The sequence below is a fragment of the Bradyrhizobium sp. IC4059 genome, from assembly GCF_020193615.1.
Classification (GTDB): Bacteria; Pseudomonadota; Alphaproteobacteria; order Rhizobiales; family Xanthobacteraceae; genus Bradyrhizobium; species Bradyrhizobium yuanmingense.
Genome location: NZ_JADYVH010000006.1, coordinates 312473 through 339024, shown reverse-complemented (window position 1 = coordinate 339024; position 26552 = coordinate 312473). Strand labels below are relative to the sequence as shown.

Here is a 26552-nt window from a genome sequence, read left to right as displayed (position 1 = left end):
GGATCCGAACAGCCGCCGTTGGCCCAGCCCTCTGTCTCGAAGGATGAGCCGGAAACCGGGCTCGATTGTTCGGGGATTTCAAGGCCGCGCCGGAAATCCGCGTCTAACGGGCCGGCTGCGAGTGCCGGGTATCTACTGCGGATGCGGCCAAAGGTCAAGGTAGAGAGAGTTCGCCCGGGCAGGCCGCCCTCCCCCCGAGGGTCGTGCAGAGGCCATGTGGATCAAGGACTTGTCGACCGCCCGGAACGCGCCATCCCATCCCCGGCAAGGCTATCGGGAGCCGTCAGTCGGCCCGGTCGACCATGGAAATCCCCGGCAGCGGCACCACGAACTTCCCGCCTTCGGCGAAATAGCGGGCGTGCTTGGCCCGGATCGGGTCGACATAGCGCCAGGCGAAGACCACGACGAACGCGGGTTTGCGCTCGTAGAGAGCGGCAGGCGGCAGGATCGGGATGTCATAGCCGGGGCCCGCCATCACCTTCCCCTTGTTGGGATCGTCGTCCACCAGGAAGTCGATCTTGTTCTCCAGGCCGAACTGCGGCAGCAGCGTCGTGGTGCCCACCGAGACGCCATAGCCGGCGACCAGCTCACCGCGCGCATGGGCGGCATCTGCCATCGCGACCAATTCGTCACGGATGGCGGCGATCCTCTTCACGTACGGCACATAATAGGCCGGCTGATCGACGCCGAGCCGGTCTTCCTCGGCAACGAAACGCGCGACCTCGGCCGACGGTTTCTTGGCGCCGCCGGCGCGCTGCACGGTCACGCGGATCGAACCGCCCTTGGTCCAGATGTGCTGGACGTCGATCAGCTCCATGCCCAGCCGGGCGAAGAAACGGATCAGCGGCTTGATGTTAAAATACGACAGATGCTCGTGATAGACGGTATCGAGCAGGTTCTTCTCGGTGACGTCGACGCCGTATTGCGTTTCGAAGACGAACAATCCGTCCGGTGCGAGCACGTCGCGAACCCCGATCACCAGCGGATCCAGATTGTCGACATTGGCAATCATGTTGTTGGCGATCACGACGCTCGCCGCGCCATGGTTCTGGAGGATGCGGCGACCGATGGCATCGGTGAAGAAATCGCCGATGTCTCGATGCCCGCCTCCGTGGCGCGCCGCGCAATCTCGACGGCGGGATCGACGCCCAGCACCCGCATGCCGCGCTCCTTGAAGAAGCCGAGCAGCGATCCGTCATTGCTGCCGAGCTCGACCACCAGCGAACCCGGCGCGATGCCGAAACGGCTCACGACGTCGTTGGCATAGCCGGCGAAATGCTCGCGCAGGCCGAGCGAGAGCGAGGTGATATAGACGTAGTTTCGGTACTGGATCTCCGGATTGCCGACATGGAGAATCTGGAGATGGCCGCAATCCCGGCACAGATGCAGCGCCATCGGCACCGCAGCGCGGAATCTGTGCGCTGATCTCACTGCTCCAGCTCGGCCTCACCTACGCCCAGGTTCCGGTGAGCCTGAACGCAGAGCTGAAGGGTTCATCGCGCGCGCTGCGGCTGCGCACCTATCTCGAGCTGGGACCGTCCTTTCCCTGCTGCGCCGCGTTCCCATCCGGAACGTCGATCTCAGCCAGGTTCCCGGCGATCGCGAGCGGATCCCGGCGCGCTAGGGCGGGCCTGGCATTAGGACGTCGAAGATCAGGACCCGCTGCTGGCGATTCGTCCGCGGGACGCTACCGTCCCTATCCCGCCAGCATCGAACGTAAGTGATTGATTTGGCTGGCAGGAGTGGCAGGGCTCGAACCTGCGACCCCCGGTTTTGGAGACCGGTGCTCTACCAATTGAGCTACACTCCTACGAACCCGCGTCGCCGCGGACCAAGGGCGCTTTCAAGCACAGAGAGCGGCCGATTTGCAAGGGTGAACCGCGCCGGCTTCGCTTGTTTGTGCCGGGGGTTCTGGGCCACAGTCCATCGGCCATAACGAAAAACAATCGGGAGTGCCCATGACCGCACTAGCGACCGCCACTGCCGCCTCACAGGCTCCAGGCGCGCCCCACACCCCAGCTTTGCCAGAGGGCCGCCCGGAGACGCTCGGGCTGTCGCGACCGCGGCTCCAGGCCATGTCGGACGCCTTCAAGCGCGAGATCGACAAGGGAACCGTGCCCGGGGTCACGGTGCTGGTGGCGAGGGGCGGCCAAATCGGCTGGTTCGAGGCACTCGGCAGGCAGAGCCCGGCAGGCGCGGCGCCGATGGCGCGCGATTCGATCTTCCGCATCTTCTCGATGACCAAGCCGATCGTCTCGGTCGGCATCATGGCGCTGGTCGAGGACGGCTTCCTCCTGCTCAGCGATGCCGTCGCAAAGTTCATCCCGGAGTTCGCGAGCCAGCAGGTCGGCGTCGTCAAGGACGGCAGGTTGGAGCTGGTGCCGCCGGCGCGGCCCATGACCGTGCAGGACCTGCTCCGCCACACCTCCGGCCTCACCTACGAGCACCAGGGCGACGGCCCCGTGCACAAGTTCTACCAGGAGTCCCGCGTCCGCAGCCGCAAGATCACCAATGCCGAGCACGCCGCGCTGGTGGCGAGCTTCCCGCTGGTCTGCCAGCCCGGCGCGGAGTTCAACTACAGCCGCTCCACGGATATTTTGGGCCGCATCATCGAAGTGGTGAGCGGCAAATCGCTCGGCACGTTCCTCACAGAGCGCGTGCTCGCGCCGCTGCAAATGGCCGAAACCGGCTTCTCGACGAGCCAGGCGAATGCCGGCCGGCTCGCCGAGCCGTTCGCGGCCGACCCCTGGACCGGCGACAAGGTCGCCCTGTTCAACATGCTGGAGCAGCCGGTGATGGAGTCCGGCGGCGGTGGCCTGGTCTCGACCACGATGGATTATGCCCGCTTCTGCCTGATGCTGCGAAACGGCGGCTCACTCGACGGCAACAGGATCATCGGCCGCAAGACGTTGGAGCTGATGGCCTCTGATCACCTCGGGCCAGGCGTGCCCACCAACGGCACGCTGCTGTCGCCCGGCCATGGCTTTGGCCTCGGCTTTGCCGTGCGTCGCGAGGCAGGCATCGCACCCTTCCCCGGCAGCGTCGGCCAGTATTTCTGGAGCGGCATTGCCGGCACCTTCTTCTGGATCGATCCGAAGGAGGACCTGTTCGCAGTGTTCATGAGCCAGGGGCCGGGACAGCGCGACTACACGCGGACCTTGGTACGGGATCTGGTGTACGCGGCGGTGGAGTGAGATCTCGTGCCCCGGACGCGCTGCAACGCCCTTTAGCGTTGCTGCGCAGAGCCGGGGCCCGTGCATCCACGATCTCGTTCTCGGCCTTCTGGATCCGGGCTCTGCGGCGCAGCGTTACACGCTGGCGTCCGGGACACGGTCGTTATCTCAACTGATCGTCGCGCCGCCGTCGATCACCATGGTCTGGCCGGTCATGAAGTCGCCGGCCTTCGAGCCCAGGAACACCGCCGCGCCGGCGATCTCGTCGGGGATGCCGATGCGCAAGAGCGGCGAGCGCGAGGTCGAGGCTTTCAGGTTCTCCGGATTGTCCCACAGCGCTTTGGCAAAATCGGTCTTGATCAGGCCCGGCGCGATACAGTTCACGCGAATGTTGTGCTGGCCGTATTCGCAGGCGAGGTTGCGCGCGAGCTGCATGTCGGCGGCCTTCGAGATCGCGTAGGCACCGAGGATGGTCGAGCCCTTGAGGCCGCCGATCGAGGAGACGATGATGATCGATCCGTCCTTGCGCTCGATCATCTGCGGCACCACCATCGAGATCAGCCAATTGTTGGCGACGATGTTGTTGTCGAGGATCTTCCTGAACTGATCGTCGGAGATGCCGGCGAGCGGGCCGTAATATGGATTCGATGCGGCGTTGCAGACCAGCACGTCGATCTTGCCGAAGGCACGGTTGCTCTCGTCGACGAGGTTTTGCAGATTCTCCTTCGACGAGATGTTGGCGGCGATCGCAATTGCAGTGCCCTTGCCGAACCTGTCGTTGATGCCTTTCGCCACCTGCTCGCACACGTCGGCCTTGCGCGAGGAGATCACCACCTTGGCGCCGTGCTCGGCCATGCGCTCGGCGATCGCAAGTCCGATGCCGCGCGTCGATCCGGTGATGACGGCGACTTTCCCCTTCATGTCGAACAAGGTCATGTTTCTCTCCCAGATTGATTTTCGTATTCAGTATCAGGCCAGCTTCTTGACTTCCGGTCCCGCCGGCTGATGCATCGCCGCGTGCGCTGGATCGGCGATCCAAGGCTGCTGATTGACCATCGGCAGCCGCCAGACCGTGCGATCGGGACTCGCAAAATAATCCAGCCGCGTCACCGAGCAATTGTCGATGTCGAACGACAGCCCGCGTTCCGGCTGCCCGCCGAGCGCGAACCCCACTGCCGCCCTGATAGTGCCGCCATGCGCGACTGCGATGATGTCCTTCCCGGCCGCCTCGGCGTTGATCCGCTCGATGGTGCGGCGCGTGCGGTTGTACAGGTCCATGAAGCTTTCACCGCCGGGCGCGGGCTCGTTGATGTCGGCGAACCAGCTCGCACCGACGGGGCGGCTGGCAATGAACTGGGCGCGGTTCATGCCCTGCCAGCGGCCGAGGTTCTGCTCGGCGAGATCCGCCTCCCATTTCAGCGCTGCCGGCCTTGGAAAACCCGCGGCCCAGATCGCCTCGGCGGTCTGATGGGTGCGCATCAGATTGCTCGAATACCAGACCGCCTGGCGTGGCAGCACCTTGGCAACAGCGTTGAACACATAAGTATCGCTGGTATCGCAGGCGATGTCGCTCTGCCCGTAGATGTTGCCGCCGTCGTTGCGCACCGGCGCGTGACGGACCCACCACCACCGCGTGATGACCACGTTCGGCTTGTCTGCACCTGCCATCGAAACCCTTCCATCCCGTCTATTGTCGCTGTACGTGAGTAGTGAACGCGTCTCAAGACACTTTGCCGTTTGAAATCTTGTTTGAAATTCCGTCGCGCGGCAAGCGTCGTGCACGAGCAAAAGGGAGAAACGCATGGGTCGCCTGCAAGGCAAATCCGTCATCATCACCGGCGCCGGCAGCGGCATCGGCCGCGCGGCTGCGCTGCTGTTCACCAAGGAGGGCGGCAAGTTGATCGCGGTCGATCGCACCGAGGCGGTGAAGGAGACGGTCGAGGAGATCAAGAAGGCCGGCGGCGTCGCGGAAGCGATGGTTGCGGATGCCGGCTCCGAACAAGACGTCATCGCTGTGATCGACAAGGCGGTGAAGACGCACGGCCGGCTCGACGTGATCTGGGCCAATGCCGGCGTCTCCGGCGGACTCGTTCCGCTCGCCGAGCAGACCGTCGAGCATTGGCAGGAAATCCTGCGCGTCAACCTGATCGGGCCGTTCCTCGCGGTGAAGTACGCAATGCCGCACATGGTCAAGCAGCAGTCCGGCGCAATCGTGCTGACCGCCTCTGTCGCCGGCCTCAAGGCCGGCGCGAGCGGGCATCCCTATGCCGCGAGCAAGGCCGGCGTGATCAGCCTGGTGCAGACCACGGCGTATTCGCTCACCGGCACCGGCGTGCGCATCAATGCGGTCTGCCCCGGCCTGATCGAAACAGGCATGACCAAGCCGATCTTCGACCGCGCCAAGGAGCGCGGCACCCAAGACAAGATCGGCCAGCTCAACCCGCTCAAGCGGCCGGGACAGCCGCACGAGCTCGCGGCGATGGGACTGTTCCTGGCGAGCGACGAGGCTTCGTATGTGAACGGCCAGGCGTTCCCGGTCGACGGCGGCTTGACGGCATCGATGCCGTATACGGGCAAGCCGGTTTAGTTCGCAGGTCGTGTCCCGGACGCGACGCAGCGCGCAAGCGGTGCGGCGCAGAGCCGGGACCCAGCAGGCTACGTCGCTCGCTGCTGCACGGGCCCCGGCTCTGCAGCGCATCGTCGAACCGGACGATGCTTCGCATCGCCGGGGAGACGCTGCGCAGCGTCCGGGCCACGAGACGTGAGTTTCAGGTACACAGCTGCCTCAACCCGTCATTGCGAGCGCAGCGAAGCAATCCAGAATCCCTCCGCGGAAAGACTATGGATTGCTTCGCTGCGCTCGCAATGACGGTCGTGTGGTGGGCAGCATCCGGGCTGCGGGACTGTGTTGATTTGCTCGACCGGGGCTCACGTTGGTATGGTTCCTGCAGGCAACTCAGCCTCCATTCCCTGACAAGACCGAGACAATGCCAAGCTCAAGACCCGACCGCATCCGAAAACTCCTCGCCGACCTCGTCTCGTTCGACACCGTCAGCGACCGCACTAACCTGCCCCTGATTGCCCATATCGAGAGCTATCTCGCCGCGTTCGGCCTCAAGGGTGAGCGCATCGTCGACGAGACCGGCGAGAAGGCTTCGCTCTGGGTCACGATCGGGCCGGAGGATCGGCCGGGCTTCGTGCTGTCGGGCCATACCGATGTGGTGCCTGTGGTGGGCCAGGACTGGAGCCATGATCCGTTCAAGCTGGTGGAGCGTGACGGCAAGCTGTACGGCCGCGGCACCACGGACATGAAGGGCTATGTGGCGGTGTGCCTCGCCATGGTGCCGGAGATGGTGGAGGCGAGACTCAAGACGCCGATTCATCTGGCGATCTCCTATGACGAGGAGATCGGCTGCGTCGGCGTGCGGCCGATGCTGCACGAGGTCGCGAAGAAGAGGGTCCGGCCGCTCGGCGCCTTCATCGGCGAGCCCACCCAGATGCAGGTCATCATCGGCCACAAGGGCAAGCACGGTGTACGCGCCGCGTTCCATGGGCTCGCGCGTCATTCCTCGATCGCGCCCGACGGCGTCAATGCGATCGAATATGCCGCCGAGCTGATCGTCGAGATCCGCCGCCGCGCCGTGGCGCTGGCGGCCGTGCGGTCGACGGACAGCCTCTACGACGTCCCGCATTCGACGCTGCTCACCAGCATCGTGCACGGCGGCGCAGCGCTGAACATCGTGCCTGATACCTGCACCGTGGATTTCGAATGCCGCGGCATCGGCATCACCGAGTCCAAGGAGGTGACCGATGCGATCGTCGCCTGGGCCAAGGCCGAGATCGAGCCGGCGATGAAGGCGAGACATCCGGATTGCGGCATCGATTTCGAGGAGATCCTCGACTATCCCGCGCTCGACACCGCCGCCGACGCCGCCATCGTCACGCTGGCCAAGAGCCTCGCAGGACGCAACGACCACGCCAAGGTCGCGTTCGGCACCGAGGCGAGCTTGTTCACCAGCATCGCCGACATCCCCTCAGTGGTGATCGGCCCCGGCGCGATCGCGCAGGCGCATACGCCGGATGAGTTCGTGGAGATGGCGGAGCTGGAGAAATGCGCGGGGTTCGTGGAGCGGCTGATCGCGCATTGTGCGAAGGGGTAGCTCGTCATTGCGAGGAGCAAAGCGACGAAGCAATCCAGACTGCGACCGCGGAATGATTTCTGGATTGCTTCGCTTCGCTCGCAATGACGGGCGTGTAGGAACCTCCTGCCCGGATATCGCTGTACTCATCCACTGCGGGCTCACCGCTCCTGCAGGGCCAGCCGCACGCCGACGGCGCAGTAAATGGTCCCGACCACCTTGCCCTGCCACTTCACCACCGCCGGATGGCGGCGCAGGAGGTTGCCCAGACGGCCGGCGCCGACAGCAAACACGATGGTGCTGAGCAGACCGAGCAGCACGAAGACGACACCGAGAATGGCAAGCTGAAGTGCGGGCGCGCCGTGCTCCGGCTTCACGAATTGTGGTAGGAACGCCAGGAAGAACAGTGCGGTCTTGGGATTGAGCACCTCGGTCAGCACGGCCTCGCGAAAGGCACGGCCCGCGCCGATCGGAGGGGCGCCGCCGTTCAGCGCGATCGGCGCCTTGTCCAGCATGGCCCGAATGCCGAGATAGATCAGGAAGCCAGCGCCGGCATATTTGACGATGCTGAACAGCAGCGCCGAGGTCGCGATGATCGCCGAGAGTCCGACAATCGCCATCCCCGTATGTACCAGGTCTCCAGCGGCGATTCCCGCACCCGTGGCGATGCCGACCTTCGTTCCCGAGCTTGCCGCCCGCGCCATCGTGAGCAGCGTCGCTGGTCCCGGGATGAAGACGAAACCGAGCACGATGAGGACGTAGGTGATGAGGGTAGTGTGGTCGATCATGCGCGGGTCTCCCGGGGCGGATTGGGCAAAGGGATACAAGGACTCGGTCGCTGCGAAAGGCACTTGCGCGGTGTGAATTGCGAGTCTTGGATTCCGCCTCCTCGTCATTGCGAGCGCAGCGAAGCAATCCAGGGGGCCACCGCGGAAAGAATCTGGATTGCTTCGCTGCGCTCGCAATGACGGCGCGTGTGGAGCAGCGCCTTACCAAAACAAAAAAGGGCGCGGCCATCAGCCGCGCCTTTGTTCTTCCTACACCGCCCCCGCCTTCTGCGCGTATTCCCAGGAAGCCTTCGACAGCGGCACGGTGCGCTTGGCGGATTCGAGCGCCTTGGCGTTGGCGGCAGTGCCGTCGCGGACGCGGCCGGCGATGCCCTGGGTGATGCCGGCGAGACGGAACAAATTGTAGGCGAAGTACCAGTTGAGATCGGGCACCGTCATCTCTGTGACGTTGCAATAGATCTGCGCGGCCTCTTCGAGGCTCGGGATATTGAGCGCCTTGAGGTCGGCACCGTCGAGGCCCGGCATGATCCATTGCATCAAGAGATAGGTGAAATCGGCCATGGGATCGCCGAGCGTCGACAGCTCCCAGTCCAGCACCGCCTGCACGCGCGGTTCCGTCGCGTGGAAAATCATGTTGTCGAGGCGATAGTCGCCATGGACGATGGAGACGCGCGCCTGCTCGGGCACCGTTTTCGGCAGCCATTCGGCGACCTTCTCGAATTCGGGAATGTGCTGGGTCTCGGAGGCCCGATATTGCTTGGTCCAGCGGTCGATCTGGCGGGCAAAGTAGTTGCCAGGCTTGCCGAAGTCGCCGAGCCCGATGGTAACAGGGTCGAACATATGCAGCTTGGCCAGCGTCTCGATCTTGCTGGTGAAGATCTTGCGCCGCGCTTCCGGCTCCTGGCTCGGCAGCGTCGGATCCCAGAACACGCGCCCCTCCTCCATCGACATGATGTAGAAGGCCGCGCCGATGACGCCGTCGTCCTGGCACAGCGCATAGGCGCGCGCGACCGGAAAGCCCTGCTTGCCAAGCGCCGCGATGACGCGATACTCGCGGTCGACTGCATGCGCCGACGGCAGCAGCTTGCCGAACGGCTTGCGGCGCATCACGTAGGAGCGGTTCGGTGTGTTGAGGCGATAGGTCGGGTTGGACTGCCCGCCCTTGAACTGCAGCACCACAAGCGGGCCTTCGAAGCCTTCGACGTGCTCGCGCATCCAGGCCTCGAGCCGCATCTCGTCGAAGCGATGCCGCTCCTCGACCGGCTTGGTGCCCGAAAACTCCTCGTCTTTCCTGACGCCGTCAGCCACGGTCACGCTCCCTCTTCAGTCCGAACATGATCCTAATCGGTAACCGCTAACGCACTTGCGTCAAGCGGTTACCGCAATTGGATCATGTCCCGTCGTTTCTTCAAGTCGGGAGCGCCGCAGGGCTCCCCCGCTTAGTGATTGGGAGAGTTTGCATACTTCCGAAGTTCGAGCCTGGCAATGGCGCGATTGTGCACCTCGTCCGGGCCGTCGGCGAGCCGCAGCGTGCGGATGTGGGCGTAGTCCTTGGCAAGGCCAGCCTCGTCCGACACACCGCCGCCGCCGAACGCCTGGATCGCCTCGTCGATGATCTTCAGCGCCATGTTGGGCGCAGCGACCTTGATCATGGCGATCTCGGCCTGCGCGGTCTTGTTGCCGACCTTATCCATCATGTCGGCCGCCTTGAGACACAGAAGACGCGTCATCTCGATGTTGGTGCGGGCCTCGCCGATGCGCTGCTCCCACACGCTGTGCTCGACGATTTTCTTGCCGAACGCGGTGCGCGAGGCAAGCCGCTTCACCATTTTCTCCAGCGCCTCCTCAGCCTTGCCGATGGTTCGCATGCAGTGATGGATACGGCCCGGGCCGAGGCGGCCCTGCGCGATCTCGAAGCCGCGGCCTTCGCCGAGCAGGATGTTCTCCTTCGGCACGCGCACGTTCTCGAGCAGCACCTGGGCATGGCCGTGCGGGGCGTCGTCGAAGCCGAACACCGGCAGCATCTTCTCGACCTTGATGCCGGGCGTGTCGAGCGGAACCAGGATCTGCGACTGCTGCTGGTGCTTGGCGGCCTTGAAATCGGTCTTGCCCATCAGGATCGCGATCTTGCAGCGGGGATCGCCGACGCCGGACGACCACCATTTGCGGCCGTTGATGACGTAATGGTCGCCGTCGCGCTCGATGCGGGTCTCGATGTTGGTGGCGTCGGACGAGGCCACCGCCGGCTCCGTCATCAGGAAGGCGGAGCGGATCTCACCGTCCATCAGCGGCCGCAGCCATTTCCGCTTCTGCTCCTTGGTGCCGTAGCGGATGAACACTTCCATGTTGCCGGTGTCGGGCGCGGAACAATTGAACACTTCCGAGGCCCAGGTGATGCGGCCCATTTCTTCCGACAAAAGCGCGTATTCGAGATTGGTCAGTCCCGCGCCGCGGAATTCATCGTCCTCATGCTCGGACGGCGGCATGAACATGTTCCAGAGGCCTTCGGCCTTCGCCTTCTTCTTGAGGTCCTCGAGAACAGGGATCACCTTCCAGCGGTCGCCGCTCTTGTCCTGCTGATCGTAGATCGGCACCGCCGGGCGCACGTGCTTGGCCATGAAGGACCGCACGCGGTCGAGCCATTCCTTTTGCTTGGGCGACATATCGAAGTCCATGCGACGCTCCTCTCTCTCACTGGTCCTTTTGCGCCGGACTGTCCTCCCGCTTTGCGCGGCCCGCAAGCGCGAATGCGCGTCCTTGCGGACCTGTCGAAACCCGGCTGCAGTTGCGAACGAGTCCCGATTGCGGATTGACTTTTCCCGACCTTCAAACGATAGTTTCATACAACTGTTTGAATTGCAACTCCCCTCCCCGAGGGCATCCATGGCCAGCGATCATACGAGGTCTGCCATTCTCGCCGCCGCCGAGCGGCTCTATGCCGATCGCGGCTTCGGCGACGTGACGCTGCGCGACATCGTCGCGGAGGCGGGCGTCAACCTCGCCGCGGTGAACTATCATTTCGGCTCAAAGGACGAGCTGATCGCGGAACTGTTTGTCACGCGGTCGATCGCCACCAACCGCGAGCGCCTGCACGAGTTGAAGGCGGCGGAGGAGCAAGGCGGCGGCCGCGCGCCGATCGAGGTCATCCTGCGCGCGTTGGTCGGGCCGACCTTGCGCGGCTGCCTGGGGCCGGAGAACCAGCGCTCGACCGCCGCGCGCTTCATGATCCGCGCCTCGATCGAATCCGTGCCGCCGATCCGGCGCATCAAGAACCGCGAGATCGACCATTTGCGCAAATTCGTCGGCGCGATGCGGCGGTCGCTGCCCGACCGCAGTGACGTCGATATCTATTGGGGCCTCAACTTCGCGCTCGCCATGGCGCATCACACCATCCGTGAGAGCGAGCGGCTGACCAAGCTTTCGGAGGGCAAATGCGACCTCGACGACGTCGAGGATGTGGTCACGCGCGTCGTCAGCGTGGCGACGATGGCGCTGACGGCGGGACGGATGGAGCCGAAGGTCTCTTCAAAGGTGGCGGCGCGTTAGCGCAGATGGGCGTTGACGGTACGGAGCTGGAAGCTGCATTCGCGGTGCGCTCCCTCGCCCCGTTCTTACGGGGCCGCGACGAGCTTTGCTCGCGCTGAGAGGGGTTGGGGTGAGGGGCCTCTCTCCACACGTGCGGTCTTCGGGGAGACCTGTACCCCCTCACCCGGATTGCACCGGACGATGCTTTCGCATCGCCGAGGCGATCCGACCTCTCCCCGCAAGCGGGGAGAGGTGAAGTCAGCGCCATTCACCTCACAACAGGCGATGCAGTCGATCTGGTCGAAGAATGATTGGTGGGCGGGACTACGCCCGCTGCGGCATCTCCTCGGCCTCTTCCTTGGCGAGCAGCAGCAGCATTTCGATGCCCATCTCGCCTTCCTGCGGCGAGCGGATGAACTTGATCTCGTCAGCGCTCTGCCGCAGCGCGGCAATGATGGCGACGGCCTGATTGGCGGTGGCCGCCTCGGTCGCCAGAATGGCCTTCTGGTCCTTGGCCTGGAACCCGATCGTGTAGGACATTCACTTCCCTCCCCGAACTCAAGTGGAGAGATCGAATCAGAGTCGGAGGCAAAGCGGAAGCCTGTGCGACTACGGACCGGGATTAGCTGGGGATTGCGGGCAAGCTTCACGCAAGCCCCGGCATGGCGCCCCGATTTTCTCGCCGTTTCCACAAGCGCGGCCCTCTTCCCTTCTCCCCTTGTGGGAGAAGGTGGCGCGAAGCGCCGGATGAGGGGTTCTCTCGACGAACTCGACTGCAGCTTTGCACGCGGAGAGAACCCCTCACCCGTCTCGCCGCTTTGCGGCGAGCCACCCTCTCCCACAAGGGGAGAGGGAAAGCCGGCGCCGCTTCGTCGAATCTAGATGATGCCCTGCGCCTTCAGCTGCTCGATCTTGCCGGCATCATAGCCGAGCTTGCCGCCGAGCACCTCCTGGGTGTGCTCGCCCAGAAGCGGCGGGGCGCGGTAGTCCTTGATCGGGGTCTCCGAGAGCGTCAGCGCGTTGCGGACCAGCGACAGATCGGGCTCGAAGGGATGGTTGACCTTCACGCGCATGCCGCGCGACTGGACGTGCGGGTCGGAGAACACCTGCTCGAAATTGTTGATCGGCCCTGAGGGCACCCCCGCCTCCTCCAGCTTCTCCAGCCAGTAGGCTACCTTTTGCTTCAGGAACAGGCCGGCGAAGATCGCCATGATCTCCTTGCCGTGCACGACGCGGTCGTTGTTCTTGACGAAGCGCGGATCGCTTGCGAGCTCGGGCGCGCCGAGCACGGCGCAGGTGCGCTGAAACTGGCCGTCATTGCCGACCACGACCATCAGCTCGCCGTCGGTGCAGCGGAACACGCCGGCCGGCATGCCGCCATTGCCCCAGGTGCCGCGGCGCGGTGGGATCTTGCCGTTGACGAGATAGATTTGCAGCCAGTGCGACAGCGATGCGATCACCGTATCGAATAGGCAGACGTCGATGTGCTGTCCCTGCCCGCCCCTGGCGTCGCGATGGTAGAGCGCCGAGAGAATGCCGATCGAGGCGTTCATGCCGGTCATGTAGTCGACGATCGACGGGCCGACCTTCATCGGGCCCTCGCCCGGCTCGCCGTCGATATGGCCGGTGACGCTCATCAGGCCGCCCATCGCCTGCAGGATGGCGTCGTAGCCGGCGCGCGGCGCATAGGGGCCGGTCTGGCCGAAGCCGGTCACCGAGCAATAGATGATGCCGGGATTGATCGCCTTGATGGTCTCGTAGTCGAGGCCGTAACGCTTGAGGTCGCCGACCTTGTAATTCTCCATGAAGACGTCGGCATCCTTGGCGAGCTCGCGGACGATCGCCTGCCCTTCGGGCTTGGCGATGTTGACGGTGACCGACTTCTTGTTGCGATTGGCGCAGAGGTAGAACGAATTGTTGTTGTTGGCCTTGCCCTCGGGGTCGGTCAGGTAAGGCGGGCCGAAGGCGCGCGCGTCGTCGCCGGTGCCGGGCCGCTCGATCTTGATCACCTCGGCGCCGAGATCGCCCAGCATCTGGGCCGACAGCGGCCCGGCCAGCACGCGGGTGAGGTCAAGGATCTTGATGCCTGAGAGCGGCAGGGCAGACATGTCGATTTCCTCCGGAGAACTGGATCTTGGCGCGGCGGCGGGATCGCGAGGCCGCGCTCCCTGCCGATACCACCATTTTCGCGCCCTGAGCACTGCACTGGCGGCATACGGCTATCTCCGGCCGGACCGGAGGTCGTCGCCGTCAGCAACTTTCCGCGCGGCGAAGATTGCGTGATCGGCTCAGGTCACAACAACCGGCAGCCGCGGCCGGCGCCGAGCGAGCAGAACGAGGATCAGCACCGTCGCGCAGGAGAACACCAGCGTGAGGCCGAGCGCGCCGCGGCTGCCGAACGCCGTGAGCAGGCCGACGAGGAGCGGCGGCGATATCGCGGAGGCCAAGTTGAGCGGCAGCGCGATCATCGACATCGCTTTGGCGAACTCGGCCTGGTCGTAGAACACCAGCGGGATGGTCGCCCGCGCCACCGCCATCGCGCCGCTGCCGGCGCCATAGAGCAGGATGAAGACCGCCACCGCCCAGGTGGCACCCTCGCCCGTCATCAGCAGCAGCATGGCCACCGGCAAGGCGCTGCCGGCGACGAGCCCCGTCGTGATGCCGTCCCATCGTCCGCCGCCGAGGAAATCCAGTCCGCGAGCGCTGACCTGGATCACGCCCAGCATGGAGCCGAACAAAAGCGCCTGAGCCGGCGCCAGCCCCTCTGCCCGCAACAGCTCGATCAGGATCGCACTGACGCCGAAATTGACGAAGGCGTTCAGCGTGATCGCGGCGACGACGAGACCGAACGTGCTCCGCGCAATCGCGGGCGGCGGCGACCGCGTGGCCGGCGCGGCGCCTTCGTCCCTTGCGATCTGTCGGCGCGGCGCGCAGAACGCATAGAGCGGAAGGCTGACGAGGAGCATCATCGCCGCATAGACCAGACACGTCCCCCGCCAGCCGAGGTGACCGCTCAGGAACGAGGTCGTCGGCCAGAAGATGCTGCTGGACAGGCCCGTCACCAGCATCAGCGCACCGATCGCGTTCTTGGCCTGCCGCCCCGCAATCTCGTTCAGCATGATATAGGCGCCGGTCGACAGCGTGGCGCTGCCGGCGATGCCGAGCACGATCCAGGCGGCGAAGTATAATACCGGCTCTTGCGCCAGCGACAGCAGCACGAAGCCAGGCGCCGTCACAATCGTGCCGACCATCATCACCGTCCGCGCGCCATGCCGCGCAAACGACTTGGCGAGCAACGGGCCGCACAACCCCATCGAGACGTAGAGAACGGACGTTCCGGCGAACACCGCCGGCAGGCTCATGCCGAGATCGGCGGCGAGTTCGCGCCCGACGACGGCGGGAAGCCCGATCGTGCCCCATCCGACCAACTGCGTGATGGCAAGCACCAGCAGCACGCCGATCAGCCTGCGGTCGGATTTCAAGAACTGCATTCCAAACGTCGCCCGCCCGGCAGGCGCCGAGTACGCCTGTAGCATCTGTCTACTCGGAGAAACGGCGCACGGGAACGCCGGCCGCCGAATGGCAGGCGGCAGCCGGGAGCATGTCAGGACGAGGAAGCCGCTTACCCTGCGATGCCGAGCAGCGATCGCGCCTCAGCCGCGGTCGCAACGCGCCGGCCGTGGCGCGCGACCGCCTCGCAGGCCAAGGTCACGAGCTCGGCGTTGCTGGCAGCAAGGCGCGTCTTGTCGATGCGGATATTGTCCTCGAGCCCGGTGCGGACCGCGTCCGCCCCTCGGGCGAGCGCCCACCCCATGACCTCGGCCTGATGACGGCCGATTCCGGCTGCGGTCCAGGTTGCCTTCGGGATCAGCCGCCTGAGCTCGCCCAGGAGAATGTCGAGCACATGCTCGTCCGCCGGCATCGCGTTCTTGACGCCCATGACGAACTGCACGTGCGGACGCGCGTCGATGAGGCCCGCATCGATCAGGCGGCGGGCGCCATGCAGATGCGACAGATCGAAGATCTCGATTTCCGGCCGGATGCCGTTCGTCTTCATGCTAGTGGCGAGCGTCTCGACCAGCGCGGCGCTGTTCTCGTAGACGATGGTCGGAAAGTTCACCGATCCCGTGGAGAGCGAGGCCATGTCGGGCTTGAGGTAGAGCGCCGATCCGCGCGCCGAGGGATCGCGGCCACGCCCGCCGGTCGAGAACTGGACGATCATATCAGGACAATGCTTTTTGATCCCCTCCTGCACCTGGGCAAAACGCTCGGGATCGGAGGACGGCGTCTCGTCGTCGTTGCGGACGTGGATATGCGCAAGCGTGGCGCCCGCCTCGAAGGCCTGGTGCGTCGATTCGATCTGCTCCGAGGGCAGGATCGGCACCGCCGGATTGTCCTTCTTGCGCGGAACGGAGCCGGTGATGGCGACGGCAATGACAGCGGGGTTCATCCAGCGACCTCATGATCTTCGCGCTCGCGCGCATAACGTTCGGCCAGTCTTGCTACAAGTGAAACCCTGTCGCCGCAACATCCGTCGATCGCAGCGACAGGGCCTTTTCGTCTGAATCAGGTCGGAACTGCGGTCGCCCGGCCTGCTGTAGCCGTGCGGCTGGCGGCGGCGCGCGCGATGACCTCGAGGCGACTACCTCGATGAGGCGACTACCTCGATTCAAAGGCCGCTACGGAAATGACGGAGGAGTGCCGCCCGCCGCGGGCGATTGATCGTCTGGTCGGTTGGCCGCAGCGGAGCCCCTCACGCGGTGTGGCCGGGATCCACGTGCTTCGGCGTCTTCTTCTCGCGCTGCGGCGTCATCTTGGCCGGATCGGGCGCGCCCGGCACGCCGCGCGGGCCGAGCTGGTCGCGCTGGATGTCGTCCTCGGAGCGGGATGGCTCGACGCCGTTGGGCTCACGGGGCTTGGTCATCGCGTCTTCCTTCTCAAGCGTTGTCCCGGACGCCGAGCGCGTTGCCTCCCGCCTCGCGGCCGGGCACGCTGACCTGAACTTCATGTCCCTCACGCAGCGCGAGGGATGCGGCGGCGACTGCGGACTCGAACGCGGCTTCCTTGGTGGCGTAGGTGTTCTTGACGTCGCCGTCGTGCAGCACGCCCCATTCGTCCCGCACCGGCACGATGGCATATTGCGCAAGGCCCATTGTCCAAACTCCTGGCTCTAGATTTCAGAGAAAAGGTCTGCACGACAACGCGCCTGCGCGCTTAACGTTGCGTCAGCTGCGGATGGGTCGCGCTCACTCGCCAGACCGTGTTGCCGCTGTCGTCCGCAACCAGAAGCGCGCCGGTCTTGTCGATGGCAACACCAACGGGGCGGCCGCGCGCCTTATTGTCGCTGTTGAGGAACCCGCTGACGACGTCCTGCGGCGGGCCGCTCGGCTTGCCGTCCGTGAACGGCACGAACACGACCTTGTAGCCGCTCAGCACCTGCCTGTTCCAACTGCCGTGCTCGCCAACGAAGGCGCCGCCGCGATAGCCGGCCGGCAGGCTGGTGCCGGTGTTGAAGGCGAGCCCGAGCGGGGCGACATGCGAGCTCAGCGCGTAGTCCGGCACGATCGCCCTGGCGACGAGATCCGGCCGCTCCGGCTTGACGCGGGGATCGACGTGCTGGCCGAAATAGCTGTAGGGCCAGCCGTAGAAGCCGCCGTCCTTCACCGAGGTCATGTAATCAGGCACGAGATCGGGACCGAGCTCGTCGCGCTCGTTGACCACCGCCCAGAGTGCACCGGTCTGCGGCTCGAAGCTGAGGCCGTTGGGATTGCGCAGGCCGCTTGCGAACACGCGCCAGCGGCCGCTGGCGCGATCGACCTCGAGGATGGCGGCGCGATTGTGCTCGGCCTCCATGCCCCTCTCGGCAGCGTTGCTGTTGGAGCCGACGCCGGCGTAGAGCTTCGAGCCGTCGGGGCTGGCGACCAGGCTCTTGGTCCAGTGATGGTTGATCGGACCGCCCGGCAGCGGCGTCAGCACCGTGCCCGGCGCGGTGATCTTCGTGTCCCCTTCGGTGTAGGGATATCTGACGATGGCGTCGGTGTTGGCGACATAGAGATCGTTGCCGACCAGCGCGACGCCGAACGGCGAGTTGAGATGGTCGAGGAAGACGCTTTGCGTCTCCGGCACGCCATCCCCGTTGCTGTCGCGCAGCAGCGTGATGCGGTTGCTCGCGCCGCTGTCGCCGCCGGAGGTCGCCCAGGACTGGATGACGCCCATCACGAGTTCCTTGGGCCGCTTGATCGGAGCGCCTTTCGGCGCCTTGGATTCCACCACCAGCACGTCGCCATTGGGGAGAACGTAGAGCGAGCGCGGGTGCTGCAGGCCGGTGGCGAAGGCCTTGGCCTGCAGGCCCTGCGCGACCGTCGGCGTCTCGTCCTTCTTCCAGCCGACGATGCGGGCAATGTGGACCGGCGGCAGCAGATATTGCTGGATTTCGGGAAGTGCCGGATTGGCGCCGACCTGCGCGTTGGGATCGCCGCTGCCGTCATTGCAGCCGGCCAGCCCCAGCAGCGACGCGCACAACAGCGCGCGGATCATCGCAGATATCATCGTGCAACTCCCACGCCGTGGCGATAGACAAGAGCCCAGCCGAGCCACCCCGTGATCGGCAGGATCAGCACTGTGAGCGCGGACAAGGCGAGCCCGCTCGGCCACACCGAAGTCCAGCCATCGCGCATGTGGATCATCAGATTGACCATCGAAAGGATCAGCACCACGACATTGCCGATCAGATGCGGCCAGGCCGGCGCCTGCGCCCGCACCAGCCGATTGCCGAGGAAGTCGATCAGGCCCACGATCGCCGCCAGCACGCCGAAGACGATTCCGGCGAGCAGCAGCCAGGCCGAAAAATTCGCCCACATGATCTCGGCACTGGCGACATAGGCGATGTCGGTCAGCAGCGCCCCGACGAAACACGTGATCGGGATCGGCACCAGCATCGGATGAATCGGATGACCCGCGATCTGCGCGGTGGAACGCACGCGCACGTCGTCTTGCACGGTTGGCCTCGTGACTTTCGCCCTTGCCCCCACGGCGAACTCCCGCTCATGGCGAAGGTTCCTCCGCGTGCTGCATCGCGCCTGGAGCGAGGCTGCACCGCGCAAGGGGAACTGAATGGGACATCCGGAAGTCTTGACTGGATCAGCCTTTCGGAGACCGCAGCGTGGATCAGTCTGGCGACGGCGCCTCATTCAACCCAGCATCCAAGCTCGACGGCGTGTCGCGGCGCCAGACCAGGCAGATCGAATCCCAGAGCAGGCCAAGCGCCGCGCTGATCCATGAGACGATCCGCGCCGAAGGCGAGCAGGAGCTGGAGCGGCGATGGTGGGCCATCGTGCTGTCCGGTTTTGCCGCCGGCCTTTCGATAAGCCTGTCGCTAATCGTTCAGGGCGAGTTGCATGCGCTGATCTCGGATGAGGCGACCCGCCGCCTGGTTGCTCCGCTCGGCTACACCGTCGGCTTCCTGGTCGTCGTGCTGGGACGACAACAGCTCTTCACCGAGAACACGCTGACACCGATCCTGCCGCTGTTGCACAACAGGGATCTCGGCACCTTGGCAAGCGTGCTCAAGCTCTGGATCCTGGTTCTCGCCTCGAATATCGCAGGGACCTGGGCGGCCGCCTCCGTGCTCGCTCGCACCAGCATCTTCGAACCTCGCATCGTGGACGCCTTCATCGATCTCAGCCGGCCGACGATCGAGGGGACGTTCTCAAGCACCTTCGTCAGGGCCATCTTCGCCGGCTGGCTGATCGCCTCGATGGCCTGGCTTCTTCCGGCTACCAAAGGCTCGCGCGCACACATCATCGTAGTGATGACCTATGTGGTCGCACTCGGCCAGTTCTTGCACATCGTCGCGGGTTCGATCGAGTGCGCCTTTCTGGTGCAGAGCGGCCTGGCCTCGTTCAGCCAATATACCTCCGACTTCTTCATACCCACGCTACTCGGCAATATTATCGGCGGAACGACCCTGGTTGCGCTGCTGAACTACGGACAGGTCGCCGCCGAAATCGATGGCCACAGGGGATAGAGCCTGCACGAAGCGGCTGCTTTGGACAGGAACGATAGCGCCGAGCTGGGTTTGCCTTAGCAATCAACGCGGTCAAGCAGGATCATTCATGCGCATCGAGAGCAAGAGCCCATTCGACAAGGAACCGGCCGAAGGATCACGCGACATCATTGATTGCGAACTTCAGCGCGGCGACGAGGCCGACAAGGTCGATCATCTCCCCGGCGTGAAGGTCAGCGGACAGCCTCGAGGCGGCGCGGTCGATCGCGCACGGAAGGAACGCGAGCGACGGGACGAGGAATAGCTGATCGGCCGTCAAGCCACGGGCGGCTATCGAGGAAACGCCCTACTGGGATATCGCGTCCAACAGGTTCTGGAGCGGGTGAAGGGAATCGAACCCTCGTATTCAGCTTGGAAGGCTGCTGCTCTACCATTGAGCTACACCCGCGTTGGGGGCTCCCTAACACGGCCGGGCTGCGGTCTCAACTGCCCAGGAGGTCGCTTTCCGGCGTCTTCGGCGGCCTTGCGAACGACCCGGGTTCCTGCGGACCCGCCGCCCCTTAACAGCGGCGGGATCGCCGCCTATATTGAAGACTTCCGAAACCAACGAAAGGAGGTGATCCAGTGTCTTATCTCAAGCGCTGTCACCTCGCTGGGATCGCCCGCTAGGCTTCGAGTAGGGCTTGGCATCGGGGCGCTCTCAGCCCTGGACCAGCGAGCAAGAAATCGGGCGCGACGGGGCCTCCCCGCCGCGCCTTTTTCGTCTGTCGGCGCGGGTCAGACGGGGGGCTCGCCGGCAAGCACCTCGCGAATCTTCTGCGACAGCTCCGCCTTGCGGTATGGCTTGAACAGCAGCGCCACGCCGGGATCGAGATGTCCGTCGTGGACGATGGTGTTGTCGGTATAGCCGGAGGTGTAGAGCACCCTCACGCCCGGCCGGCGGAGCCTGACGGCTTCGGCCAATTCATGCCCGTTCATGCCGCCGGGCATGATGATGTCCGTGAACAGCAGATCGAATCGGGCACCTTGGTCGACCAGCGCCAGCGCGGACGCGCCGTCGCTCGCAGCGAGCGTGCGGTAGCCGAGGCCGCCGAGTTGCGCGATGACATAGCCTTGGACCAGCGGATCGTCCTCCACCACGAGTATCGTCTCCCGCCCGCGCGCCGTGGCGGGCGCTTGAACCGGCGCCGTCCTGGCCACCGCCTCGCCCTTTGCCCGCGGCAGGAACAGCCGCATCACGGTGCCGCGCCCCTCCTCGCTTTCGATCGCAACAGTGCCGCCGCTCTGGCGGGCAAAGCCGTAGACCATGCTCAGCCCCAGACCGGTGCCGCGGCCGACCCCCTTGGTGGTGAAGAACGGCTCGAAAACACGCTCGCGGATATCGGCCGGAATGCCGTGACCGGTGTCGCCGACTGCAACCATCACGAAGGCGCCGCGCACGCCCTCACCAGCGGTCCCCGTGCCGTCGAGCTCGCGGTTCGCGGTTTCGAGGGTGAGCTTGCCGCCGCCCGGCATCGCGTCGCGCGCATTGACGGCGAGGTTGACGATCGCGGAGGACAGCTGCGACGGATCCACCATCGCGGACCAGGCCTCGTCGGCGAGCCGCGTCTCGATCTCGATTTGCTCGCCGAGCATCGGCCTCAGCAGCTTCGCGGTCTCGACCACGAGCGCGTTGACGTCGATCTCGCGCGGCTCCAGCGGCTGGCGGCGCGCGAAGGTCAGGAGTTGCGAGGTGATCTCCGCTCCGCGCGCGGCCGCATCATCGATCAATTGCGCGATCGCGGCCAGCTCGGGCTTGTCCGCAAGCCCCTCCTGGATGATCTCGATCGTACCGGTGATAACCGTGAGCACGTTGTTGAAATCGTGCGCCACGCCGCCGGTGAGCTGGCCGATCGCGTCCATCTTCTGGGACTGACGCAGCCGCTCCTCGATCTCGTGCTGCGCGGTGAGGTCGGTCGCGGAGCCGCGGTAGCCGAGGAAGCGTCCATCGTAGTCGAAAACCGGCTTGCCGTTGACGCTGAAATGATGCATCCGCCCGCGCGTGTCGCGTCCGCGATACTCGAATTTGCGGAACGGCTCGTGACGGTCCAGCGTCGCCAGATGCGCGCGCCATTTCTCGGCCTCGGTATCCCGATCGAGCGCAGTATCGATGCGACGCGTGCCGATCCGCACTTTGGGATCCATTCCGAAGGCAATCACCCGGTCAGAGAGATAGGTGAAGCAGTGGTCCGGCCCGGTTTCCCAGAACCAGTCGGACGCGGTTTCGGCATAGTCGCGGAAACGCTCTTCGCTCGCCCGCGCCTCCGCTTCGGCGCGCCGGCGGATGGTCAAATCGCGCTCGAGATTGGCATTGGCCTCGCGCAGCTCGCCATAGGCCTGCTGGAGGTTCGCGCACATCGCGTTGAAAGCCTCGATCACCTTGTCCAGCTCGTCGGCATCGGAGGGCGGCCGGCGCTCCAGGCGTAACGGCGGTGAGGGCCGGGTCAGGCTGTATTTGCTGACGTACTCGGCGATGGCCGCAAGCGTCTCGATGTCGGTCAGACCAGGCTTCGCCGCCGTCGGCGCGATGGCGTGGCTGCGCTTGGCGTCCTCGTCAGCTGCGTTGGCCATGCACCATGTTCCCGAAATGGCGGCTCGCTGCTGCGGTCGAGCGGTTGCAGTCTCGAGCAATCCATGGGCTGAGACGCGCCCGTCTCGTCACCCGATGCAAGCGACGTCCCGTCGGCCCGCGAGCTCGAAGTCGGCAAGTCACGTCTTCCGCCCCCGCAGCGGCACTGCTGGGCAAATTATCACTGCTCGTGCTAAAATGTCATCGGTGAAAGTCCGGTATGGCTCGCGGGACGAGCGCGCAATGATCGTTGCGACCGGGTGTGCAGGCGCCAACTTTGGCGGCTAGCCGTCGCCTGCCTGTCGCTGCTCGCCACTGACCCTGCGTTGGCGCAGGACACGATCCGGCTGGCGCGCATCGCCTGCAACCACTACCTGCATGAACGTCATCGCGATCTGGTGCCTGAGGTCGGCAAGGTCATCGCCCAGATGCAGGCGAGCGGCGAGCTGGCCTCGCTGCGCGAGGCGCTGGTCAAGCAGGTCTTGAGCGGGCAATGACGAATACGGCGTCAGCCGGCGCGAAGCCGCTCGCGCAGCGCGACGGCGGCGATCAGCATGCCGACGCACCAGGCCACGACCGCGCGGTGCGGTTCCTCGCCGAGCAGCACCGTGACCAGAGCATGATCCGGAAAAGTTTGTAGCGGTTTTCCGAAAAGATCATGCTCAAACATAACCTCTGGTCAGAAGGCACGGGACGATGGCCTTGGAGGTCCGGCTCATCAGCGCGAGCAGGAACGGCATCGCCGCGATCGATATCTGCAGAACGTCCATTTCGAACGCCGGCCTCGCCGCAAGGCTTCAGAAGCCGAAGATGTTGAACACGCGCCGCCGTTTGCCGCGCCGGCTTTCGACGATCCGCTCGCCGCCGTTCTCGGCCGAGCTGCCGTAATAGCGGTGATGGCCGGCCTGGTCGTGCAGATCGGCCGGCTCCGACTGCCCTGCCCGCCGCGCGTCGCAGATGATCTTGATGGTATGACCCGACATTGCCGCCTCCAGCAAAGAACTTGTTGTTTATGGTCCATCAGTCGCGACCAGTTCCGGCGGCGTTCACATCGGCGAGGACGCAATCGGGTTTCAGGACGGTTTCGCCGCTTGCGGGCCACGCAATATTTTGCTTCGGAAGTGTCGGCACGGGCCGCCGTGCCACGTCCTCAGGACTTGCGCAGAAACAAAAGCAGAAAAGAACGAGGTGACGATGCTGTACGCCATCCTGGCCTATCACGTGGAAGACGAGGTCCTGTCCTGGACGGCGGAGCAGGACGCCGCGGTCGTCGCCAAGGTCATCGAGGTTCAGGCGCCGCTGCGGGCCAGCGGGCAGTTTGGTCCGGCGGCCCGGCTGGATGAGACCCGCAAGGCCCGGACCTTGCGCGGCCCCGGCGCGGGAATGGTGCTGGACGGGCCGTTTGCCGAGACCAAGGAGCAGCTTCTCGGCTTCCACTTGATGCAATGCGCCACCGAGGAGGAGGCGATCGAAGCGGCGCGGAAGCTGCGCGCGGTCAATCCGACGGCGGTGTACGAGATCCGCCCGGTCAAGCTTTACGTGCCGGCCGATGGGTTCGGCGCGACATAGAAGCGCTGGATCAGTAGGCCGCCAAAGGCAAAACACCAGATGTAGGGCGCGATATGCGGCGCAAACGCCGCAACGATGGTGCCCGGGATGAACACGGCGACCGGAAACAGCGAAGCCATGATCTCGCGGCCCCAGCCGCGCAGGATGGTCCACCACAGCAAGGCATTGAGGCCGCCGATCGTGGTCAGGTGCAGGCCGTAGAGCACCGCCACCGCGCTGCTCATGGCGTAGTTGGTGTAGAGCCCATTGGTGACCGGCAGCAGCACGATCGAGAGCAGGAAGAAAAGGTTGAGGACCACCATGCCGCGGCTGCCGACGGGCTGACGTGCCAGCCGGCGGTGATGGCTGATCCAGAACACCCCGGCGATGATGAAGCTGAGCGCGAAGCCGGCAAGCTTGCCGGAATACACCCGCGCGAGATCGTTCCAGTCGGGTGCGCCACTGAACACTGCCGCCTTCGGCAGGTCGTAGGCCAGCAGCGTCATGGCGACGCCGAAAATGGTGTTGCTGAGCGATTCCAGCCGCCGCATCTCGAATTGTTCGGGCTTGAGCTCGGTCATCTCGCCATGGGGTGCTGGAACCAAAGGGCCATCTTCCCCTAAATCCTAATTCCAGTTCCGTCCAGCCGCATTGCGATTCGCGCCGGGATCGCCGAGTCTCATCCTTTCACCGGGGCGATTCGTGGCGACATATCTGGACACGCTCAATGCGGAGCAGCGCCGCGCCGTCGAGCATGGCGTGGCCGAAGGGGCCATCGTGGGCGGTCCCCTGCTCGTCATCGCCGGTGCCGGCTCCGGCAAGACCAACACGCTCGCCCACCGCGTCGCGCATCTGATCGTCGCAGGCGCCGATCCCCGCCGCATCCTGCTGATGACGTTCTCCCGACGCGCGGCGGCGGAGATGGCCGGAAGGGTCGAGCGCATCGCGCGCAAGGTGCTCGGCGAGAACAACGCCGCGATCATGCGCGATGCGCTGACCTGGGCCGGCACCTTCCACGGCATCGGCGCGCGGCTGTTGCGCGAATATGCCGAGCGGATCGGGGTCGATCCCGCCTTCACCATCCATGACCGCGAGGATTCTGCCGACCTGATGAACCTGGTCCGGCACGAGCGCGGCCTGTCGAAGACCGAGAGCCGCTTTCCGGCCAAGGGCACCTGCCTGTCGATCTATTCCCGCTGCGTCAATGCCGAGATGGAGATCGAGAAGGTGCTCGCCCAGCATTTTCCCTGGTGCGCGGGCTGGGCCGCCGAGCTGAAGGGTCTGTTCGCCGCCTATGTCGAGGCCAAGCAGGCCCAGCACGTGCTCGATTACGACGATCTGCTGCTGTACTGGTCGCAGATGATGAGCGATGCGCTGATCGCCGAAGAAATCGGCGGCCGCTTCGACCACGTGCTGGTCGACGAATATCAGGACACCAACCGTCTGCAATCCTCGATCCTCTTGGCGCTCAAGCCCGACGGCCGCGGCCTCACCGTGGTCGGCGACGACGCGCAGTCGATCTATTCGTTTCGCGCCGCCACCGTGCGCAACATCCTGGACTTTCCGCAGAGCTTCTCGCCGCGCGCGGAGATGATCACGCTCGACCGCAATTACCGCTCGACGCAGGCGGTGCTGTCGGCGGCGAACGGCGTGATCGGCCTCGCCCGCGAGCGCTTCACCAAGAACCTCTGGACCGACCGCACCTCAGGTCAGAAGCCGCAGCTCGTCACCGTGCACGACGAGGCCGACCAGGCGCGCTACATCGTCGAGGCGGTGCTGGCGAACCGCGAGCAAGGCGCGCTGCTCAAGCACCAGGCGGTGCTGTTCCGCACCTCCTCGCATTCGGGTCCGCTGGAGATCGAGCTGACCCGCCGCAACATCCCCTTCGTCAAGTTCGGCGGCCTGAAATTCCTCGATGCCGCGCATGTCAAGGACGTGCTGGCCGTGTTGCGCTTCGCCGAGAATCCGCGCGACCGCGTCGCCGGCTTTCGCATCCTGCACCTGCTGCCGGGTATCGGGCCTGCGACCGCACAGCGCGTGCTGGACCAGATGGCGGAGAGCACCGACCCGCTTGCCGCGCTCGGCCGGCTGCCGGGGCCGGCGCGCACCGGCGAGGACTGGACCTGTTTCGTCCGCACGGTCGAAAACTTGCGCTATTCGGAATGGCCCGTCGATCTCGAACGGGTGCGGCTCTGGTACGAGCCGCATCTCGACCGCATGCACGAGGATGCCGAGACGCGCCGCGCCGATCTGATGCAACTCGAGCAGATCGCGAGCGGCTATGCCTCTCGCGAGAAATTCCTGACCGAGCTCACGCTCGATCCGCCGGATGCGACCAGCGACAAATCAGGGCCACCCCTGCGCGACGAGGACTACCTGATCCTCTCCACCATCCACTCCGCCAAGGGCCAGGAGTGGAAATCGGTGTTCGTGCTCAACGTCGTCGACGGCTGCATGCCGTCCGATCTCGGCGCCGGCACCAGCGCCGAGATCGAGGAGGAGCGCCGCCTGCTCTATGTCGCGATGACGCGCGCCAAGGACGATCTGCATCTCGTCGTGCCGCAGCGCTTCTTCGTGCACGGTCAGGCCGCCAGGGGCGACCGCCACGTCTACGCCTCGCGCACCCGGTTCATCCCGGAGCAATTGGTCTACCTGTTCGAGCGCACCGCCTGGCCGAAGGCAGCAAGCGGTGCCGCGCGCACCGCGGCGCAGGGGCCGAAGATCGACATCGGGGCAAGGATGCGCGGGATGTGGCGGTAGACACAA

25 protein-coding genes, 2 tRNA genes and 3 pseudogenes are annotated in these 26552 nt (G+C 65.1%); 9 read left to right on the top strand and 21 right to left on the bottom strand.

Going from position 1 to position 26552, the window contains the following annotated elements; translation table 11 throughout:
• Positions 1-283: 283 nt before the first annotated feature.
• The 3 genes from I6F12_RS20930 to I6F12_RS20920 form a co-directional block, all read right to left on the bottom strand.
• Entirely contained in the window at positions 284-1027 is a 744-nt protein-coding gene (locus tag I6F12_RS20930; RefSeq protein ID WP_225157138.1) for a methyltransferase C-terminal domain-containing protein, read from the bottom strand.
• Positions 1024-1431 carry a hypothetical protein gene (locus I6F12_RS20925; RefSeq protein WP_225157137.1) on the bottom strand — a complete coding sequence of 136 codons (408 nt, stop codon included), beginning with the start codon at positions 1429-1431 and terminating at the stop codon, positions 1024-1026. The genes I6F12_RS20930 and I6F12_RS20925 overlap by 4 nt, the downstream gene beginning before the upstream one ends.
• A gap of 303 nt (positions 1432-1734) precedes the next feature.
• Positions 1735-1810: transfer RNA gene (locus I6F12_RS20920), tRNA-Trp, on the bottom strand.
• Between the two features lie 148 nt (positions 1811-1958).
• On the opposite strand from I6F12_RS20920, the gene I6F12_RS20915 reads away from it, so the two are divergent.
• Positions 1959-3194 (top strand): serine hydrolase domain-containing protein, encoded by a 1236-nt coding sequence (locus tag I6F12_RS20915; protein ID WP_225157136.1) that lies wholly within the window; start codon positions 1959-1961, stop codon positions 3192-3194.
• Positions 3195-3341: 147 nt separating this feature from the next.
• On the opposite strand, the gene I6F12_RS20910 is transcribed toward I6F12_RS20915, so the two are convergent.
• Positions 3342-4109 carry an SDR family oxidoreductase gene (locus tag I6F12_RS20910; protein WP_225157135.1) on the bottom strand — a complete coding sequence of 256 codons (768 nt, stop codon included), beginning with the start codon at positions 4107-4109 and terminating at the stop codon, positions 3342-3344.
• A 33-nt stretch (positions 4110-4142) separates the two neighbouring features.
• Entirely contained in the window at positions 4143-4841 is a 699-nt protein-coding gene (locus I6F12_RS20905) for a histidine phosphatase family protein (RefSeq protein ID WP_057029612.1), read from the bottom strand.
• Between the two features lie 133 nt (positions 4842-4974).
• On the opposite strand from I6F12_RS20905, the gene I6F12_RS20900 reads away from it, so the two are divergent.
• Both I6F12_RS20900 and argE read left to right on the top strand, forming a co-directional pair.
• Positions 4975-5760 carry an SDR family oxidoreductase gene (locus I6F12_RS20900; protein ID WP_109143341.1) on the top strand — a complete coding sequence of 262 codons (786 nt, stop codon included), beginning with the start codon at positions 4975-4977 and terminating at the stop codon, positions 5758-5760.
• A gap of 400 nt (positions 5761-6160) precedes the next feature.
• Positions 6161-7333 (top strand): acetylornithine deacetylase, encoded by a 1173-nt coding sequence (argE, locus tag I6F12_RS20895; RefSeq protein ID WP_225157134.1) that lies wholly within the window; start codon positions 6161-6163, stop codon positions 7331-7333.
• 140 nt (positions 7334-7473) lie between these two features.
• On the opposite strand, the gene I6F12_RS20890 is transcribed toward argE, so the two are convergent.
• The 3 genes from I6F12_RS20890 to I6F12_RS20880 all read right to left on the bottom strand — a co-directional run bounded on the left by I6F12_RS20890 (position 7474) and on the right by I6F12_RS20880 (position 10775).
• Entirely contained in the window at positions 7474-8100 is a 627-nt protein-coding gene (locus I6F12_RS20890) for a LysE family translocator (protein ID WP_109143338.1), read from the bottom strand.
• A gap of 249 nt (positions 8101-8349) precedes the next feature.
• The gene (locus I6F12_RS20885; protein ID WP_036010960.1) at positions 8350-9408 is read right to left on the bottom strand and encodes a phosphotransferase family protein; all 1059 of its coding nucleotides are present in this window, start codon (positions 9406-9408) and stop codon (positions 8350-8352) included.
• A 131-nt stretch (positions 9409-9539) separates the two neighbouring features.
• On the bottom strand, positions 9540-10775 hold the full coding sequence (locus tag I6F12_RS20880) for an acyl-CoA dehydrogenase family protein (RefSeq protein WP_036027669.1): 1236 nt from the start codon (positions 10773-10775) through the stop codon (positions 9540-9542).
• Between the two features lie 208 nt (positions 10776-10983).
• On the opposite strand from I6F12_RS20880, the gene I6F12_RS20875 reads away from it, so the two are divergent.
• Complete coding sequence (locus I6F12_RS20875; protein WP_036027671.1) at positions 10984-11646, top strand: TetR/AcrR family transcriptional regulator; 663 nt, start codon at positions 10984-10986, stop codon at positions 11644-11646.
• 303 nt (positions 11647-11949) lie between these two features.
• Here the strand turns inward: I6F12_RS20875 and I6F12_RS20870 are convergent, their stop codons facing one another.
• From I6F12_RS20870 to I6F12_RS20835, 8 genes are all read right to left on the bottom strand, one after another.
• Positions 11950-12165 carry a hypothetical protein gene (locus tag I6F12_RS20870; RefSeq protein WP_036010888.1) on the bottom strand — a complete coding sequence of 72 codons (216 nt, stop codon included), beginning with the start codon at positions 12163-12165 and terminating at the stop codon, positions 11950-11952.
• Positions 12166-12503: 338 nt separating this feature from the next.
• Positions 12504-13733 carry a CaiB/BaiF CoA-transferase family protein gene (locus I6F12_RS20865; RefSeq protein WP_225157133.1) on the bottom strand — a complete coding sequence of 410 codons (1230 nt, stop codon included), beginning with the start codon at positions 13731-13733 and terminating at the stop codon, positions 12504-12506.
• A gap of 180 nt (positions 13734-13913) precedes the next feature.
• Entirely contained in the window at positions 13914-15116 is a 1203-nt protein-coding gene (locus I6F12_RS20860; protein WP_225157132.1) for an MFS transporter, read from the bottom strand.
• A 131-nt stretch (positions 15117-15247) separates the two neighbouring features.
• Entirely contained in the window at positions 15248-16075 is an 828-nt protein-coding gene (locus I6F12_RS20855) for a 3-keto-5-aminohexanoate cleavage protein (protein WP_225157131.1), read from the bottom strand.
• A gap of 303 nt (positions 16076-16378) precedes the next feature.
• Entirely contained in the window at positions 16379-16549 is a 171-nt protein-coding gene (locus I6F12_RS20850) for a hypothetical protein (protein WP_167361681.1), read from the bottom strand.
• 13 nt (positions 16550-16562) lie between these two features.
• Complete coding sequence (locus I6F12_RS20845) at positions 16563-16778, bottom strand: hypothetical protein (RefSeq protein WP_036010879.1); 216 nt, start codon at positions 16776-16778, stop codon at positions 16563-16565.
• A 61-nt stretch (positions 16779-16839) separates the two neighbouring features.
• The gene (locus I6F12_RS20840) at positions 16840-18174 is read right to left on the bottom strand and encodes a sorbosone dehydrogenase family protein (RefSeq protein WP_225157130.1); all 1335 of its coding nucleotides are present in this window, start codon (positions 18172-18174) and stop codon (positions 16840-16842) included.
• Complete coding sequence (locus I6F12_RS20835) at positions 18171-18623, bottom strand: DUF2231 domain-containing protein (protein WP_225132621.1); 453 nt, start codon at positions 18621-18623, stop codon at positions 18171-18173. The genes I6F12_RS20840 and I6F12_RS20835 overlap by 4 nt, the downstream gene beginning before the upstream one ends.
• A 164-nt stretch (positions 18624-18787) precedes the next feature.
• On the opposite strand from I6F12_RS20835, the gene I6F12_RS20830 reads away from it, so the two are divergent.
• Positions 18788-19651, top strand: coding sequence for a formate/nitrite transporter family protein (locus I6F12_RS20830; RefSeq protein WP_225157129.1), 864 nt, complete (start codon positions 18788-18790; stop codon positions 19649-19651).
• 88 nt (positions 19652-19739) lie between these two features.
• Positions 19740-19934: a hypothetical protein gene (locus I6F12_RS20825; RefSeq protein WP_225157128.1), complete on the top strand. Its 195-nt coding sequence runs from the start codon at positions 19740-19742 to the stop codon at positions 19932-19934.
• Positions 19935-20004: 70 nt separating this feature from the next.
• On the opposite strand, the gene I6F12_RS20820 is transcribed toward I6F12_RS20825, so the two are convergent.
• Positions 20005-20078: transfer RNA gene (locus I6F12_RS20820), tRNA-Gly, on the bottom strand.
• Positions 20079-20407: 329 nt separating this feature from the next.
• Positions 20408-22153, bottom strand: a pseudogene (locus I6F12_RS20815) (ATP-binding protein); the annotation flags it as partial.
• Between the two features lie 453 nt (positions 22154-22606).
• On the opposite strand from I6F12_RS20815, the pseudogene I6F12_RS20810 reads away from it, so the two are divergent.
• A pseudogene (locus I6F12_RS20810) lies at positions 22607-22735 on the top strand (ABC transporter substrate-binding protein); the annotation flags it as partial.
• Between the two features lie 11 nt (positions 22736-22746).
• Here I6F12_RS20810 and I6F12_RS20805 read toward each other — a convergent pair.
• Positions 22747-23008, bottom strand: a pseudogene (locus I6F12_RS20805) (hypothetical protein).
• Positions 23009-23035: 27 nt separating this feature from the next.
• Complete coding sequence (locus I6F12_RS20800; RefSeq protein WP_036027686.1) at positions 23036-23221, bottom strand: hypothetical protein; 186 nt, start codon at positions 23219-23221, stop codon at positions 23036-23038.
• 211 nt (positions 23222-23432) lie between these two features.
• On the opposite strand from I6F12_RS20800, the gene I6F12_RS20795 reads away from it, so the two are divergent.
• Entirely contained in the window at positions 23433-23807 is a 375-nt protein-coding gene (locus I6F12_RS20795; protein WP_036010863.1) for a YciI family protein, read from the top strand.
• Here I6F12_RS20795 and I6F12_RS20790 read toward each other — a convergent pair.
• Positions 23774-24367 carry a TMEM175 family protein gene (locus I6F12_RS20790; protein ID WP_036010860.1) on the bottom strand — a complete coding sequence of 198 codons (594 nt, stop codon included), beginning with the start codon at positions 24365-24367 and terminating at the stop codon, positions 23774-23776. The genes I6F12_RS20795 and I6F12_RS20790 overlap by 34 nt on opposite strands.
• 121 nt (positions 24368-24488) lie before the next feature.
• On the opposite strand from I6F12_RS20790, the gene I6F12_RS20785 reads away from it, so the two are divergent.
• A complete protein-coding gene (locus I6F12_RS20785; protein ID WP_225157127.1) occupies positions 24489-26546 on the top strand; it encodes an ATP-dependent helicase in 2058 nt (685 codons plus the stop codon).
• The last annotated feature ends 6 nt before the right edge of the window (positions 26547-26552 follow it).

Coding starts and splice junctions, on each gene's coding strand:
- I6F12_RS20840 (WP_225157130.1), bottom strand. CDS start 18,174: ATGATATCTGCGATGATCCGCGCGCTGTTGTGCGCGTCGCTGCTGGGG.
- I6F12_RS20865 (WP_225157133.1), bottom strand. CDS start 13,733: ATGTCTGCCCTGCCGCTCTCAGGCATCAAGATCCTTGACCTCACCCGC.
- I6F12_RS20890 (WP_109143338.1), bottom strand. CDS start 8,100: ATGATCGACCACACTACCCTCATCACCTACGTCCTCATCGTGCTCGGT.
- I6F12_RS20910 (WP_225157135.1), bottom strand. CDS start 4,109: ATGACCTTGTTCGACATGAAGGGGAAAGTCGCCGTCATCACCGGATCG.
- I6F12_RS20850 (WP_167361681.1), bottom strand. CDS start 16,549: ATGACCAAGCCCCGTGAGCCCAACGGCGTCGAGCCATCCCGCTCCGAG.
- I6F12_RS20905 (WP_057029612.1), bottom strand. CDS start 4,841: ATGGCAGGTGCAGACAAGCCGAACGTGGTCATCACGCGGTGGTGGTGG.
- I6F12_RS20900 (WP_109143341.1), top strand. CDS start 4,975: ATGGGTCGCCTGCAAGGCAAATCCGTCATCATCACCGGCGCCGGCAGC.
- I6F12_RS20855 (WP_225157131.1), bottom strand. CDS start 16,075: ATGAACCCCGCTGTCATTGCCGTCGCCATCACCGGCTCCGTTCCGCGC.
- I6F12_RS20870 (WP_036010888.1), bottom strand. CDS start 12,165: ATGTCCTACACGATCGGGTTCCAGGCCAAGGACCAGAAGGCCATTCTG.
- I6F12_RS20790 (WP_036010860.1), bottom strand. CDS start 24,367: ATGACCGAGCTCAAGCCCGAACAATTCGAGATGCGGCGGCTGGAATCG.
- I6F12_RS20825 (WP_225157128.1), top strand. CDS start 19,740: ATGCGCATCGAGAGCAAGAGCCCATTCGACAAGGAACCGGCCGAAGGA.
- I6F12_RS20880 (WP_036027669.1), bottom strand. CDS start 10,775: ATGGACTTCGATATGTCGCCCAAGCAAAAGGAATGGCTCGACCGCGTG.
- I6F12_RS20860 (WP_225157132.1), bottom strand. CDS start 15,116: ATGCAGTTCTTGAAATCCGACCGCAGGCTGATCGGCGTGCTGCTGGTG.
- argE (WP_225157134.1), top strand. CDS start 6,161: ATGCCAAGCTCAAGACCCGACCGCATCCGAAAACTCCTCGCCGACCTC.
- I6F12_RS20795 (WP_036010863.1), top strand. CDS start 23,433: ATGCTGTACGCCATCCTGGCCTATCACGTGGAAGACGAGGTCCTGTCC.
- I6F12_RS20915 (WP_225157136.1), top strand. CDS start 1,959: ATGACCGCACTAGCGACCGCCACTGCCGCCTCACAGGCTCCAGGCGCG.
- I6F12_RS20845 (WP_036010879.1), bottom strand. CDS start 16,778: ATGGGCCTTGCGCAATATGCCATCGTGCCGGTGCGGGACGAATGGGGC.
- I6F12_RS20875 (WP_036027671.1), top strand. CDS start 10,984: ATGGCCAGCGATCATACGAGGTCTGCCATTCTCGCCGCCGCCGAGCGG.
- I6F12_RS20800 (WP_036027686.1), bottom strand. CDS start 23,221: ATGTCGGGTCATACCATCAAGATCATCTGCGACGCGCGGCGGGCAGGG.